Raw genomic sequence first — 16,608 nt, forward strand, 5'->3', positions numbered from 1 at the left:
TGATTCCGGCCTTCTGTAACCTATTCTAATCGTTGGTAATCACTCCTTACTTGCCGATACAAAAGTTTTTGAAAATATTGTGGAGGACTTGGTCGGTAGTAACTTCGCCTACAATATCGGAAAGATGATGGATGCACTCGCGGGAATCCTGGCTGATGAAATCACCGGAAAGATCGTTTTGAAGACCGTCGAGGACACGTAGAATAGCGGCATGGGCCTTGGTAAGCGCTTCATAATGCCGGACATTCGTAACGATGATATCGTCGGAACCTATTTCGGGAAGGGCTGCCGCTTTCAGTAACTCTCCCTGCAACAGATCGGTATTCCTCTTCTCTTTGGCTGAAATATAGAGGTGCACGGCATCTATTTCTTCTAAAAGTCCTTTCTTTTCTTCCAAAGCTTCCGGCGTGAGAAGATCGGATTTATTGAATACCAGAATCGTTTTCTTGCCGGCTACCTTCGGCCCAATCACTTTGGCCAAGGCCTCTATCAAAGCGACGGAACTAGTCAGGTCGATGACCCAAAGCACGATAGAGGCTTGCTCCAACTTCTGGAATGTACGTTCGATTCCGAGGGTTTCAATCCGGTCGGTCGTTTCCCGGATACCGGCGGTATCGATAAAACGGAAGGTTATCCCGGAGAGATTGATCGTATCTTCAATCACATCCCGGGTGGTGCCGTGGATATCCGAAACAATCGCCCGCTCCTCTCCTACCAGCAAGTTCAAAAGCGTTGACTTCCCGGCATTCGTCTCTCCGATAATCGCCACCGGAATACCGTTCTTAACCGCATTCCCGATACTGAACGAATGCGCCAACCGGCCGATGACCCGCTCGATCTCATGTGCTAAAGCAAGCAACTGGGAGCGGTCGGCAAATTCGACATCTTCTTCCCCGAAATCGAGTTCCAGTTCGATAAGGGAAGTAAATTGCAACAATTGATCCCTCAGCCGCGCCAGTTCCTTACTGAAACCGCCCCGCATCTGGTTAAGGGCGAGCTTATGCATCCCCGCAGAAGTCGAGGCGATCAGGTCGGCCACCGCCTCGGCCTGACTCAAGTCCATCTTACCATTCAGAAAAGCGCGTTGCGTATATTCTCCGGGTGTTGCGCTCCGGCATCCGTTTTCAATCAACAATTCCAAGATGCGTTGCTGGATATAGCCCGAACCATGGCACGTAATTTCCACCGTATCTTCACCCGTAAAGGAATGCGGCGCACGGAAAACGGCAGCGACAACCTCGTCCACCGCCTCATTCCCTTGCCGGATTTGGCCGTAGCACAAGGTATACGGAGCCTGCGCACCCAGGCTTTTCTCCACGGTTTTGGCCTTAAATATTCGATCACAGATTGTGAAGGCTTCGGCTCCGGAAACCCGGATGACAGCAATTCCCCCTATACCCGGAGCCGTAGAAACGGCACAGATCGTATCTTGATTTATCATAACCGAACTCTTATTTTGTTCGTACAAACTTAACTATTTTCTATTATTCTTTCACCAGATAAGTTGTTTTACTTAAATTTGTATCTTCATTTTACAAAGAAACGATTAATGAAACGAACCATACTTCTCTTTTCTCTTTTGATTTACGCAGGTAATCTTTTCCCGCAAAGCATTGCGCTAAAGAATAATCTGTTATATAGTGCGACAGCCACTCCCAATCTCGGGTTGGAAATAGGAATCGCCAAACATTTCAGCGTCGATCTTACCGGAGGATACCATCCCTGGTCGTTCACCCAAGACAAATCCCTGCAACACTGGATCGTTCAACCGGAGTTCCGCTATTGGTTTCTGGAACGTTTCGACGGACATTACCTGGGGTTCCATGCCCAATATGCGGATTATGACCTTTACGGTTTCGACCTGCCTTGGGGGATGGACAAGGAATACGCTTATGACGGACATGCCATAGGCGGCGGATTGTCTTACGGCTATCATCTGTACCTCACCTCACGGTGGAATATGGAATTTACGATAGGCGGAGGATACAATCAATTCAGATATCTGAAATATACTATCAATAACCGGGGAGAGAAGGATCCTATCGGAGATTTTAAAAGAGATTATTTCGGATTGACTAAAATAGGCATTAGTCTCGTCTATCTTATCAAATAAAAGCCAAGCCATGAATCGTATATTAAAGTTCTTTATCTATTCCGTGTTCCTACTTTCCGGACTGCCGCTTTCCGGACAAAACGTCTACCAGGGAATGGTATTTGCAAAACAGAACCGTGTCGAAGTAAGTCACGATACCTTATATTTCGATATGGATGTCAGCATCCATGGGCTAAAAGTCAATAGCCGTGAAAGCCTCTCCCTTTATCCGGTCCTTTACCACGGAACGGATTCGTTGGAATTAGCGCCCATAATTCTTAACGGCGCGCATAAACTTCGGAAAATAAAGCGGGCTAAGGCACTGAAGGAAAAATACATCCTTGCGGAGAACGCATACGCAATGCTTAGCGACGATCCGACGATCAAACAGATTGTCGAATATAAGGATACGCTCCATTTTCAGCCTTGGATGAAGGAAGCGGGACTCAAACTCACCGGAAAGATCAAGGATCTGAGCGGAAAGACCATTCAAATATATACGAATATTTTAACCGAAAACCTGAAGCTTTCCGATTAAACAAAATGCGAGAGACAAGCAGTCTATACAATAGAGACTTGTCCCCCGGCTTAAGAGAATATATACACACTTAATAAACGCTAATCTTTGCTGTCTTACTGTAATGAAGGCTTTTGGCCTGAACAATATAAAGACCGTTCGGCAGGCTTCCCGGCGTATTGATATACGCGGAAGACATCTTGCTTACCGGCTTTTTCAGAAGAACCCTGCCCGCAATATCGTAGACAACGACGACACAATCCTCATCCGACAAATTCGTTACATAAATCGCACTATTTACAGAGAGAAGCTCTATGAGCGAAGAAGCTCCGACACCTGTTTCCTTTAAGCCGGACGTGATCACAAAACGATCGTTGAAAGCTACCTTTACTCCTGAAATCATATATTCGGCACTGTCGCGTACCGCATAATTATTGCCGGTTACCCGGTCATACAGGAACAAATTACGGGCTTCCACGTCCGGCGTGACTGACAGGTTTAGCGTATAGCTGTCGTCATTGTCCGGCTTCAATCCGATCTTTGTGCCGTCAAATTCCGGTACGGTAGCTACCTGATATTTCTCACCGCCTTCCCCGGAAACATAAAGCTGCACAAGGCCGCCTTCTTCTATTTTATATCCATCCCATCCGTTGTCAAAACTACGGGTTGAGACGCCATTTTCGAACAACCAAACACGGTCCACGGAGGTCGTACCGACCGCCTCCAATACAATATGCGGCAATTGATCCGTTTCCTTTTTCCCGGAACGCCACGCCGTGCCGTCAAACATCTCGTTTTTTTCTAATTCATGATAATTTAAATTCAGGGAACCGCCTGCCCCTGCATTAATCATAAAGGTATGCATGGATGGTATCTGCCCGGGTAGTTCACCTTGACCAGCCAGATTAAAGGGTACAGCAGTATATTGCCCGCTTTTCGTACCGGTTTCTACTGTGCCGTTCAACTTGCGCCATTCATCCCGTGTACCTGTATTAAAGAGATAAACCGTTTTCTCTCCCCCCGACCATGCGTTAAAGTCTATGGCCGCCTCTGAAATCGGTATAGCCGCCGTATAGGAGTTTCCGATCAGATTGATACCGAAATAATTCACCCCGGCGGTTCGAGTCAACTCGACAGAAGCGTTTCCCACATTTAACGTTCCGGAGAAGTTATAAATATGTTCCGGCTCTGTCGTTGAGGCGTCGGCTATCTCATAGCCGGTAAAAGCGGTCAGCGGAGATGCCGGACTGATCCATTTATTCCCGTTTGTCGGTTCCGACCATTCATTTACCGTTTCGACCGTCGAAGCAGAATAAGGAAACGCCGAGGATTGCACCGGAATGCCAAAATACTGCCAAGATTGAGGATAAAATCCGCAATCGCATTTGTGGGCTTTATTATAAAACTCGACCGTGGCTTGGACATTTTGATTATTTTCAGCATTATCAAATATCAATGTTCCGGTAGGTTCAGTAGGATCGGATTTTACAACAATCGTACCACCAGAAGGATTTTCGTCTTGTACCGTTCCGTAGATAGTAAGTTGGTTACCGGTGGTAATGACCAGATTTTTATCAGAAGCATTGATCAGGTCTCGGATCTCTCGATCTTTATCTATATACAGGTCGTTTTCCGCTGCTTTTCCGTAATTGTCAACCGTAGCAAATTCCACATCGTCATCTTTCGTCTCAGGAATATTCCCTGCCGTCCAATTGCTTTCGACATTCCAATCCGTACTGGTTTCCGTACCCATCCAGTAATTTTTTGACAAACCAAACCGTACATCAGTGATATGCGGACTGTCGGCATTAGCATATTTTATCGGAATAGCAAGATTGGCATTAGGACGGGTTGCTTCGATACCTGTTCCCATAGCATTACCTGTTCCGTATCCGTCGGCAATCATAATCCACGCTGCAGGAAGTGACGCTCCGGTGGGAGGAGTAGAACCTGAGACATTTTGGGTACTGATTAACAACTGGTATTCCGTATCTTTCCCAAGAAGGATCACAGGAAACTTAAATGTACCGTCGTTCGCCACTAATTGCCTTGCAACAATCCTTTCATTCTGATCAATGATATATGCATATAAATTGGAAGAATTCAATGTTCCTATGCCAATCCCGTCTATAACCCCGTCGAATACATTCGTATCATGATAGACCCTACCTTCGAGAGAAGCGGAAATCGTATTGGATTCAATAAAAAATCCCCCGCCGCCCATAAAGTCCAACCCGCCAGCGGTACCATTTGTAGTAGTAGGAACATTTGTTAATCCTATCAAATCATTGTTTGCGTCGACATCATCCGGGAATATTGAAATGCCATATATGATCTGTCCTGCTGTGACACCTAATTTAGATAACGTAATAAAATCACCTGCTATCGTTTGTGAATCTAAATCTTGATCAGGTTTTATATCATTGTCTCCCGAATTATTTCCCTTCTGAAATACTGTGGATGTAACATTCAAGGTCGTTTGCCCAAAATTAGTCTTCAACCTGGCGATTAAATTTCCGAGTCCTGAAACTTTGGAGGTTTCATCAAGTTCCGTAATTACAGCGACCTTATAGTTGTCATTCCCATTTCGTTCCATCAAAAGCATACCTACGCGGTCAAGAGGTATCCCCGCGGGAACAACAATCCCTCCATCCAAAATAAGATCCACTCGTTCCACATTATTGCGGGTCATTCCGTCATTATTCGAAAAAATATTATCAACTCCCCGGTTAAGCACATAACTATTGATAAGATCTTCAAGATTATCTATATATTCCGCTTTAAAATAATGAATATTATTCTGCACGCCGCTTTTTTCAAAAAAACCGGTAAACTTGTTCAGATTAGTAATGCCATTAGCCGGTTTCCGATTAATAACGATGCGGGTATAGGGTCTTGTCGGATCGGTCTTAGGCATCGCTTTATACGTTAGACCATTATATGTAAAGTCTACAAGAATGGGATGTGTCGCTTGTGTGTTGTTAGAATTACGTCCGAAGCGTAACGTATAAGTATTACCTGTCGGATAATTATTGCCATAACCCTGACGATTTACTATTTCCGTATATTGGGCGTTTTCATACCTTATGCCAAATCCACTGGGAGTTTGCGTCCACCCTTCAGAGCACCACCCCAATATGGTGAAGAAAAAGAAAAACCGCAAAACAGGCCATGGACAAACAGAAAACTTACCCATATTATCTTTATTTTTTCGAATCAATTTTATTATAAGACCAATCACCATCACCGTACTAATACCCGCTTCGTCTCGTTGAGCGATTTTTCGCCGCGCACTTTGACGATATACACGCCTTGTGTCAGGCGGCTCGAAGCGCCGATGATTCCGGAATCCCCGCGGGAGACGGATTGCATCGCTACCAGTTTGCCCAAAACATTATATACCGATACTGTACAATCTTCTTCCGAATGATTAGCTATAGTGATTACATTATTAGCAACATACACATCGACTTCCGGCGCAGCCAACTTTTCATTGGAAACAGGAGCGCCCGTTTCCACCTCAAAACGGTCTTTTTGCAAAACGCCGCCCCCCGTTACCGTATATTCCGCGCCGTTCCGGATAGCATACCTTTGGTTCGTCAACAGATCCCTCAGATAAAGATTACGGGCCTCCACGCCGGAGGTAACCGCAAAGTCCAACGTATAGCTTTCCCGCTTGTCTGTCGAAAGTCCGAACGTTACACCCTGCAACTGAGGCACCGTAGCAACCTGGTATCGCTCGTTCTCTTCGCCGTTGACATAGATCTGGACAATGCCGTCCTCTTCTATTTTATATCCGTCCCAACCATTGTCGAAACCGGCGGTAGTGCCGGGCATCTCAAACAGCCATACCCGGTCGGCCGAAGAACTTCCAATCACATCCATCACGATATATTCCGGCTTCAGTTCCGTAGACCGCGTCACTTCCGCCGATCGCCAGACCACACCGTTTACGAAGTCGTTTTCCTTTAATTCACCGTATTTCAGCGTCAACGTTCCGTTCTCCGCAGCGTTTACCATAAATGTATGCATGGAAGGAATACGGTCAGGTAGTCCGCCCGTTCCACCCGTATTCAAAGGTACAGCCTGATATTGTCCCGATTCCGTACCGGTTTTGATAGAGCCATCCAATTTGTGCCATTGGTCACGGGTACCCGTATTAAACAAATAAACCGTCTCGTCACTGTTCGCCCATGAAGAAAATTGTATTGCATCTTGTGAAATCGGAATGGCCGCCGTATAGGAATTTCCGATCAGGTTGATGCCGGAATAATTCACACCGGAAGTTTTTGTTAGCGGTATGGTGACATCACCCACATTCAACGTACCTGTAAAATTATACTTGGTAGATGGTGTCACGGTAGAAGTACTCGTGATTTCATATCCTTTGAATGAAACCAACGGTGAAGTAGGAATAATCCACTTGTTACCGTTCGTAGGTTCCGACCATTCATTTACCGTTTCGACCGTCGGAACAGAATAAGGAAACACCGAGGATTGCACCGGAATGCCGAAATATTGCCAAGAATTGCGATAGAATCCGCAATCGGCACATTGGTATGCTTTACTATAAAATTCGACGGTAGCTTTTACCAATTTATTAACTCCGTAATTGGGATTGAGAATCAACGAGCCGGTAGCTTTTGAATTATCGGTTGTGGTTTGTATAAGAACTTTTGCCGGATTGTCTTTATCTTGGATGGTTACCGTGCCGTTTACTGATAACGCGTTGCCGGGGGTAATCACCAGATTCTTGTCGGAGGCGTTGACCAGGTTTCCGATAGTGCGGTCCATATCCAAATACAAATCATTTATTGCCGCCGTTCCGTAATTTGCCACGGTAGCGAATTCCACATTTTCCCCTGTGGCAGGAATCTTTTTTGCCGTCCAATTGTCAGATGTACCCCAGTCAGTAGTTTTATTCGCCGTACCACCCATCCAGTAATTCGGCAGGGATAAGGTAGCGCTGCTCCAATTATTATCTTTGGTCGTTTCTATTATGGAAGTTCCTCCTTGTACTCCCACTTTATTTGTCCAGGAAGTACCCGTAGCAGTCGTTTTTTTCTTTACTTTTATGGTAATGGGAGGGTATTCACCGGTAGAGGGTAAAACATCCGTACGGGTAAATGTATATATGTTTCCATTAATAGTAGGGTTCCCCCATCCTTCACCTGTAGTTCCAACAACGTCCAATCCATCGGGAATGGTATCAGTAACAGTTACGCTCCTGTTATTGCTACCACTTGATGCTCTTTTGTCGTCATTACCCAAATTAGCTACCCGTATGGTGAATGTATTCCCATTGGCGGGATTGACAATCCCGTTATTATCGACCGTTTTGATAATGGCAAGATCAATATTGGGAGAAAGGACATTGGTTATCGTCTCGGCATAGTTGTTATTCAGATCCTCGTCCGTTATTCCGCTGGGAGAGGGGTCGATACTGACGGTATTTTTCAGTAATCCTCCCACCGGCCTGTTTTTGACGGTTCCCTGCACCGTAAAACTAGCCGAACTGTTTGCCGCCATAGTCAAGTCGGCGGAAAAAGAATTTCCATGGTTAACAATATTGCTTGCCGTATTTTCATTTGAATTTCCTTTATTGAAAGTAATTCCTGTAATTTCGAAATCGTCTGTTGAAACGGTACTCCCGTCTGCGATCTTTATAATATCTTCCAGTTTGATACCGGTAAGTTTTGCAGGTGTGTCGTTATCAACGTTTACCGTATAGGTAAGCACATTGCCCGGTAAGATATTGGCTTTATCTACCGCCTTGGTAACCCGTACATTACCGGGGGTGGTAATAAGTATATTCCGTATTTCATGATAGTTGATCCCTCCGCCCGTAGAAGCGGCAAAACCCAGTTTCAACAAATCGGGCGGTACATCTTCCGTCTGATAAGATAACAGAGTTATGTCCGCCCCCCCCGGAGAGGTTGCCCATTTCACCGTAATATCGTATTTTCTTTCAGTTATTCCTTTTACCGGTGTAATGACTATTTTAACTTTCCGATAAAAAGTATTATCATCAGGACGCGAAGAAACACCTGACTTATAATAATCAACCGATTGGGTACTATTGTCAAATCTGCCCACCCCAAGCCACTTATGAGTCAAATATTTCCAGCTTTCCTTATAATTACCTTCACCTCTATCCGGTCCTCTCAAAACAATAGAATTAGGATAAAGATTGTTATCAGGTGCTGGTCCCGGTGCGCCTCCGTGCCGCGATTCCCCGTTATTCGCGAAGTTCCCGTATTCGTCAATACCTATTCCTATGTATGCTCCGGCAAGCCCGTTATTATCGGTATCTCTATTAGCATATCCTAATGAACCACCGTACATCCCAATCTTGAATTCCGGCACGGTGGCATCAAACAAGAACACGGAAAAACCATCTGCTCCGCCATACGTGTTATCAGGGACAGTTCTCCATGACTTATATTCGAATTCGACATATATTCCTAAAGTAGAAGGGAACGACGTATTGATATAAGCGTATCCAGCCCTATCCGTTTTATCTTCCGTAAGGCGTAGCCATCCGTCGTTTACCGGATCAATAAGGTTTCCGTTAATGATTTTGCCGGAGGTAAGGTAAGCGTTTTTAGTAGGGTCCGAACTACGTCCACTCACAATAATATTGCTACCAACACTACTACCCCTGAAATTCTCGGTAATAGTGAACTGGGCTTTCGCATCCGGAATAAAAATAAAACCGGACAGAATTGTAACTAAAATCAAAAATACACGAAAGGTCTTATTCATTTTTTCTCAACTTCATAAAAGCATCTTTTTCAATCGAGCGGGTAACACTATTTCAATATCACCCTCTTTGTATCACTTAATAATTTACCACCACGCACTTTTACAATATACACGCCTTGCGCCAGGCGAGCCGAAGCGCCGATGGTCCCGGAATCCCCGCGGGAGACGGATTGAGTCGCTACCAGTTTGCCCAAAACATTATATACCGACACCATACAATCTTCTTCCGAATGATTAGTTACAGTGATTACATTATTAGCAACATACACATCGACTCCCGACGCAGCCAACGTTTCACTGGAAACAGGAACACCCGTTTCCACCTCAAAACGGCCTTTTGACGAAATACCGGCTACAGTATATTCCGCGCCGTTTCGGATAGCATATCTTTGGTTTGTCAGCAGATCCCGCAGATAAAGATTGCGGGCCTCTACATCTGTTGTAACCGTGAAGCTCAATGTATAATCCTCCGGCCTATCTGTCGACAGTCCGAACCTCACACCCTGCAACTGAGGCACTGTAGCTACCTGATACGGTTCGTCATTTTCGCCGGTGACATAGGCCTGTACAATACCTTGTTCAAGTAATTTATAACCGTCCCAGCCATAGTCGAAACCGATGGTAGTACCGGGCGCCTCAAATAACCACACACGGTCAGCCGATGCGGTACCGATCACATCCATCACAATGTATTCAGGCTTCCACTCCGAAGAACGGGTAGTTTCGGCCGAACGCCAAGCCATACCGTCTACGATACTATTTTTCACTAATTTTTCGTATTTCAGCGCTAACGCTCCGGCAGTACCGATGTTTAACATGAACGCATGCATGGAGGGAATGCGGTCGTCTAAACCCGCCTGCCCTGCAAGTCTTAACGGTACTGCTTTGTATTGTCCGCTTTGTAAAGTTGTTTCGGAGTAAACATTTCCTCCATTTAGTTTGCGCCACTGATCCCGTGTACCTGTATTAAACAAATACACATTTTTATCCCATGTACCTGTGAAATTGATCGCATCTTCCGAGATCGGAATGGCCGCCGTATAAGAATTCCCGATCAGGTTCATACCGGAATAATTAACTCCGGAAGTTTTTGTTAAAAGCAAGGTAATATCGTCTACATTCAATATCCCGGAGAAATTATACATATTCTCAGGTGGTGTCGTTGAACTATTGGTGACCTCATATCCTTTGAAAGCTTTTAATTCGGCATCGGGAGAATATGGCGCCGGACGCCATTTGTCGCCGTTATAGGATTCTACCCACTGGTTTACTGTCTCAACTTGGGGGTTGGAATACGGAAATGCCGATGATTGCACCGGAATGCCGAAATACTGCCAGGCCTTGCGATAGAATCCGCAGTCGGCACATTCATAAGCTTTGCTGTAGAACTCGACCGTAGCCTGAACTGATTTGTTTGCTGCAGGGCTAGCGAAAATCAATGTACCGGTAGCTTTCAGCAAATCCGACTTTATCACAATCGTACCACCTGCAGAAAATCCATCCTGTACCGTTCCGTTAATGGTCAGTTCGTTGCCGGCAGTGATGACCAGATCTTTATTGGAAGCATTGATCAGGTTGCCAATGACACGATCCTGATCAAGATGCAAATCATTGGTGGCTGCTCCTAGTCCATTTCCTTCTGCAGATGGTCCATTATTGACTTCTGTGGCAAACTCTATATCTTCACCTTCGGCAGGTATCCTTTGGGCCGTCCAATTAACAATATCTGCCCAGTCATTACCTACTGTTCCGTACCAATAATTTTTTATCGGTGACAATTCATTGGATGCCGCCGGTATACCAGGCGTACAGGCAAGACTGGACTGCATCGCGCAAGAAATTATATCTCCCGGTTTAGGCGTATAATCGAATGTTGAACCCGATTCTCCCGTCTGCTCTTCTCCATTTACATACCAAATATAGGTAGGATTGTCTCCGCCATGTACAGGATGGGCAATAAAGGTATTTGGTTTATTTGGATAAATCGGTTCGTTTTCAGCAGTAATAGAAACCGCCGGCTCAAAATTCCCGGAAACAGAAACGTCTATCGTGTCAGTTACGAGCAAAGCCTGGTAAAATTCAAAATCATCCAAAGCGAAGTCGTTTCCATTTGACTCCATGTTATGATTGATAAGTTCAATTTTCACAGAATTAACATCGGGAGCTGCAAAAGCAAATGAAAGTTGTTTCCATCCATCACAATTACTACCCGGGACTTGTGGTCCCAAAATGGTATCTCCTATCGTTACTCCATTAATTTCCAGAGTCAATTTAGCACGTTGTTGCTCAAAGTTATTCTGGTTTTGTATATATAATGACATTAACCAGAAACTAAACTTATACCCCATTTTGGGCGATACCGGAATTGTTTGTGAATACACTACAGGATTAGCTCTATTTGATCCGTCTACAACCATCATATACCCATTGCCCGTCGTATGATCCCCACATTTCGTGAAGGAGGAATAAAAATTCGATGCATCTTTTAATATATCATATTTACCATAAGGATCGCCTTGAGCTGAGCCCTGAACAGAATAAGAGGTGCTATAACCTTGATAAATATCATCAAAATGAGGGTTAGAAATTAAATTAATGGAATCCTGGGCAACGATGCCATGGACTACATACGATCCACTATGCGCAGTTTCTGCATTCTTGGTAAGAGTCACTTCGGAGGTACTTCCTGTAATATCGTCCCAAATCCATTCTGAGATTTCTCCTTCTTCCGTATTCGCTTTGAAAACAATTTCATCACCCTCGCAATAATCTCCACCGCCTTCTATCGTAAGTAATGGTTTTTTTATTACCCTTACAGTAGATCGCGTTGAAATACCGCCTACGGTATATGTAATCTGAACCGTACCGGAAGATTTACCAGTTATAAGTCCCGTACTCGGATCGACAGTGGCTATTCCCGTATCATTGCTCGACCAAGTACCCCCTTGATCTCTCGGAGTAAGAGTAAATGTGGAATCTACTTCTATGATAGAAGAGGTAGGAATAACTAATTGAGTATAACGGATGAAAACTATCCCGGGGGCTCCGGCTCCGCCTTGCATTGTTCCACTCCCAGTTGTTCTTCTAGCTCCGCTTCCGCCACCGCCGTACATTTTTCCCGGGTTTCCATTGGAATTATTGACCCCAGCTCCACCGTACCCATTGGGGTTTCCTAGTCCACCAGCTCCTCCCGCACCACTAGAGGAGCCAGAAGAACCGGCACCGCTTGTCCCTGCTCCGCCACCGCCACCGCCGGAGTAACTACTACCAGAAGCTCCACCGCTTCCTCCGGCGTAACTGGTTATTCCCGTCCCGGAAGAAGCAGCGCCTCCGGCGCCTCCGGTCGTTACATTCGTTATTACTCCCTTACCACCGTTTGCCATAAGTTCTATAAGTGCATATGGGCCAATAACTTGAGATGCTCCCCCGTCAACATTCGATTGGGTTCCGCTAGAAGAACCGGCCTTACCAACTTTAATGGTATATGTAGCTCCGGGCACAACTCCCGATAAAATACGTTTAGTATATGCGGCACCACCACCACCGCGCCTATTCCATTAGAGTTGCGACCTGCGCCTGCACCTCCGCCTCCCCAAGCTTCTATAGTAATCTCAGTCACACCGTCAGGTATGACAAATGTTCCATCTTCGGTATATGTAACAAGCACTTGCGCCGACAATGGCATACAAATAAATGTTAAACATAATAAAGAAAAGACTAAAAAAGCCCTTTTTATATTTATAATCTGTAGCATATATCTCTTTATAAATTAACAGTTATCAATCATCTGCACCAGAGTCGTCCAATCGACTTCGTTGACGATGAGAACTAGAATTAAGCTTGTACGGCATTCTTATTTTACGCCATTAAATCTCCACATCATATTCATAGATCGTATTCCTGGTAATCTTTTGCGGGAGCGTCAGTTTATATACTTCATCGCCGAATTCGGGAGGAGGTAAAAAGCCTCCTGCATACGGCAGGATGATCTCGACAGCCGTTCCTGCCTGATCCCTTTCGTTGAGATAGGTGGTCAGCGTCAATTGGGTCACTTTGCCGGAGGACGGATCGGTAGTATAATTGCCGGCCGACCATCCGGCCCAGTCTGATGTTATAAGATTATCCGGTTTCGTATCCGGCTTTACAACATACGTCTTTTTATCAAAATTGACAAAACGGTATTTATATTGTGTTATATCTTCACTTTGTTGTTTTTCGGAAAGTTTAATAGTTAACTGCACTTTTGCTATGGCACGTTCCAACGACACAGTCTCCAAACGCCTATTCTGGACAAAATCGTGGGATTTATGCCCTACCATTAAAATCGGGGTAGTTATAGTAGATGACCAGGGAGTATCCGTATTGCGGAAAACAGCCTGTAATCCGGCTATATCATCTACGCCATCAAGATCGGCTTTTAGATCGGCACAGTTGGCAACAATATAGACGTCCCTGGTACCAGCTACATCAGTCGTTAGGCTCAAGCTGATAAGACTATCAGCTTTATCCCATGAACCATCGGCAAAAGTTTCACTGTCTATATAGTAACTCACCAACGGTTGTGATTCGGAAAAAAGAAAAACATACAAATTATCGACGGTATTTTCGGCTTCCGTACCGGCTTTCGTCGACTGGGTTGCGCTTTTTGTGAAATTATTTACCGAAATCTGCAATTCAACACTGCGGGTTTCAGGCGATATAGGAGTCTCCTCCGAAGAGCAGGCGCCTAATATCAAACTAAAAAACAACGCTATATATAGTAAATTTCTCATACGACAATTTGTTATTTTATAAATGTTTTCACAAGGATGTCATTATAGTATACCTCAAGATATGGATCTCCTGCAGCCGGAACGGCATTAAGTTTATAGGTAACGGACGCATCAGGCGCCTCGTTTGTAAATTCTTTTTCTGTGGTGTTATCGCTGAATTTATAGGGATCCACTGTCACCAGTTTCACATTGTGAGGAGGACAAGCTTTGACCGTGTTCTGGATGGTAATCTCATCACCCTCGACCTCGACATTATACCAATAACCCATAAAGGTAGATTTGCTGACAACCTGCCATTCCAATACATTATAAAATATTTCTATCGTCGGTACCGACAAGTTCCTAATTAAATAACGGTAGTAGTGATTCCGGAAGACACTGTAATCGGGCTTGTTCGTTTCTTCCCCGCGGGCAAACTTTAAATAATCGGTAATCGGGGTATCGCCGCCATATGTAAGAATGGGAATTTCGTATTCGGTACCGCCTGTTGTCTTGATAACAAAATAATTCACAGGTTTATGATCACCTGTTCCCCATGGGGTGCTTGCAGTCAGAATAGCCTCCGGCATATAGTAAATATACGTATTGGCATCTACCTTTTTTAATGGTTTATCATCATAATAAGACGGGGAAGTCAACGGTTCCAATTGCAGAAGACTGTATTGACGATAGGCATTGTGGTAATAAAGATTATCTACGATAGATGATTCAGAGTCTGTAAGTTTGACTTCCAGCTTAGCGAGGGCGCGGACTAATTTCACACGGTCTTCCCCGCCGGGCCTGAATGGAAGCGGCGCGTAGACCGAACCGCCTTCAGGGATTGTCTGGTTTGTATAGACACGCGACATAGGAAAACCCTTCCCTTCAGCCGCATTCAAATATAAATCAGTATCCAGGTTACGGAGCTGGCGCATATAAGTATCCATTCCATCCCGGTTGCTAATTCCCTCCAAAGAAGCGACTCCTGCCATATTGGCTACAAAATAGAAGTCACGCGTGCCGGGAGTAAGTTTAACCGTAAAGGTCTTGCTTTTTTCTGAAACAGGAATTGACGACTCGAAGTATTCGCCCACTTTTTTGCCGGTCGAAGAATCAAAGACCAACAGAGCAAAATCGTGGACCCGGTCTTCGTAATCCGTCACATCCTCATTAACTGATTCCGCACTACCTTGCGCACGGGTCATGGCAAGGTAGACGACCGGCTGGTTTTGCTCGCCCGGATCGATCGCTGTTTCGGGCTGCACAACGCATCCCGGCAAAGAAAGCAGCATGCCTGTAAATACGATATATATCAATTTCAATTTCATACGAAAATATTTATTCCAAGTTTGTTACCTGTGTAAGTCCATTCCGTTCCACCGGTATCCGGCCGTATATCTCGATCACTCCGGAAATTCATCTCTATAACTCCGTACTATAGGAATGGACAAGCCAATCATTTACATAGATGGCACAGGAAAAGTGAGTTCCGCATTCGGCACAATAATCTTTCATTACAAATTTCACGGTAAAATCATTTTCGCAGGCCAGATTAATGCCACCATCGACTGTATTAAGCAATATGCTTGCGATCAGGTCGCCGTCAAACACTTTCTCCCCTGTTTTCGTATAAGTAATCGCCAGATTATTATGGTAACCGGTCACCAGGTCAAGCAGGGCAAAATTCCAGGCAACACTTGTATCAGTATAGTCCGCATGGAGAAGCGGATAAGTAAGCTGCGGCAACTTGAGCGGCATCGAGCCGTCGATATGTACCGTCCCGTTAGCCGATCCGACGGATACGGCCAGGTCCTGCGGTACGATATCCTTTACCGAGGATTCGATTTCGACGATCACTTTCACACGGTTCGTCAATTCCGTCAGGTTGATCGCCGTATGTTTATACACCGAACCGTTCTCCTTCGGATTAGGTAAGGAGATAACCGGGCTTTCCCCATGCCATACACGGGTACTTCCCAAATTGGCGGCGATGTTGTTTGCCGATTTAAGGGTTAATACGACATCCTTCCGGGTCGTAACCCCGGGAGTAAAGGCGCCGGAAGTAAAATTATCATTGAGACCCGCCCACGCCACAAATGAATAGTTGCCCTCCGATACAGGAACGAGCAGTTCATAATCCCGGCTGAGTGTAACCTTTTGCTGTGTCACGGAAGTGGCTAATTTGTCATTTTCATCGAAAGCAAAGACGGTGAGCGACGGTACCTCTCCAATGAACGTCGAATCCACGTCACAAGGCGTCATTGAATAAAACTTTACATATACACCTTGGGGACAATCCTCAAGATCATCAAAGATCAAGGAGTCGCATCCCCCCAGAATTGTTCCCAACGCGAATAGCGTAATCAATATCCTATTTCGTAAATTCATCATTCGTTACGTCTTTTATTGTTGATACTCCTTTGTTTAAAAATCCGGAGGAAGAGGAATTTCTTCCTCCGGATCAATGCTGCATCTGTATTTTA

The 16,608-nt window shown here is 45.0% G+C and carries 9 protein-coding genes; 2 read left to right on the forward strand and 7 right to left on the reverse strand.

Annotated elements, in window-relative coordinates:
* Positions 1-46 precede the first annotated feature (46 nt).
* Positions 47-1,438, reverse strand: a complete 1,392-nt coding sequence (gene mnmE, locus BQ8014_RS14920) for a tRNA uridine-5-carboxymethylaminomethyl(34) synthesis GTPase MnmE (RefSeq protein ID WP_200814470.1) — start codon at positions 1,436-1,438, stop codon at positions 47-49.
* 111 nt (positions 1,439-1,549) lie between these two features.
* Between mnmE and BQ8014_RS14925 the strand changes: the two genes are divergently transcribed.
* Both BQ8014_RS14925 and BQ8014_RS14930 read left to right on the forward strand, forming a co-directional pair.
* Positions 1,550-2,113 carry a DUF3575 domain-containing protein gene (locus BQ8014_RS14925; RefSeq protein ID WP_080905044.1) on the forward strand — a complete coding sequence of 188 codons (564 nt, stop codon included), beginning with the start codon at positions 1,550-1,552 and terminating at the stop codon, positions 2,111-2,113.
* A 10-nt stretch (positions 2,114-2,123) separates the two neighbouring features.
* Positions 2,124-2,630: a DUF3868 domain-containing protein gene (locus BQ8014_RS14930; RefSeq protein WP_080905045.1), complete on the forward strand. Its 507-nt coding sequence runs from the start codon at positions 2,124-2,126 to the stop codon at positions 2,628-2,630.
* Positions 2,631-2,700: 70 nt separating this feature from the next.
* On the opposite strand, the gene BQ8014_RS14935 is transcribed toward BQ8014_RS14930, so the two are convergent.
* The 6 genes from BQ8014_RS14935 to BQ8014_RS14965 form a co-directional block, all read right to left on the reverse strand.
* Positions 2,701-5,805, reverse strand: coding sequence for a T9SS type A sorting domain-containing protein (locus BQ8014_RS14935; RefSeq protein WP_139785138.1), 3,105 nt, complete (start codon positions 5,803-5,805; stop codon positions 2,701-2,703).
* A 47-nt stretch (positions 5,806-5,852) separates the two neighbouring features.
* Positions 5,853-9,374 carry a T9SS type A sorting domain-containing protein gene (locus tag BQ8014_RS14940; protein WP_080905047.1) on the reverse strand — a complete coding sequence of 1,174 codons (3,522 nt, stop codon included), beginning with the start codon at positions 9,372-9,374 and terminating at the stop codon, positions 5,853-5,855.
* A gap of 47 nt (positions 9,375-9,421) precedes the next feature.
* The gene (locus tag BQ8014_RS14945) at positions 9,422-12,757 is read right to left on the reverse strand and encodes a T9SS type A sorting domain-containing protein (protein WP_080905048.1); all 3,336 of its coding nucleotides are present in this window, start codon (positions 12,755-12,757) and stop codon (positions 9,422-9,424) included.
* Positions 12,758-13,240: 483 nt separating this feature from the next.
* Positions 13,241-14,146, reverse strand: a complete 906-nt coding sequence (locus BQ8014_RS14955) for a fimbrial protein (RefSeq protein WP_080905050.1) — start codon at positions 14,144-14,146, stop codon at positions 13,241-13,243.
* An 11-nt stretch (positions 14,147-14,157) separates the two neighbouring features.
* Complete coding sequence (locus tag BQ8014_RS14960; RefSeq protein ID WP_080905051.1) at positions 14,158-15,453, reverse strand: fimbrial protein; 1,296 nt, start codon at positions 15,451-15,453, stop codon at positions 14,158-14,160.
* Between the two features lie 94 nt (positions 15,454-15,547).
* On the reverse strand, positions 15,548-16,516 hold the full coding sequence (locus tag BQ8014_RS14965; RefSeq protein WP_080905052.1) for a FimB/Mfa2 family fimbrial subunit: 969 nt from the start codon (positions 16,514-16,516) through the stop codon (positions 15,548-15,550).
* Positions 16,517-16,608 lie beyond the last annotated feature (92 nt).

It is taken from the genome of Parabacteroides sp. Marseille-P3160, from assembly GCF_900162725.1.
Taxonomy (GTDB): domain Bacteria; phylum Bacteroidota; class Bacteroidia; order Bacteroidales; family Tannerellaceae; genus Marseille-P3160.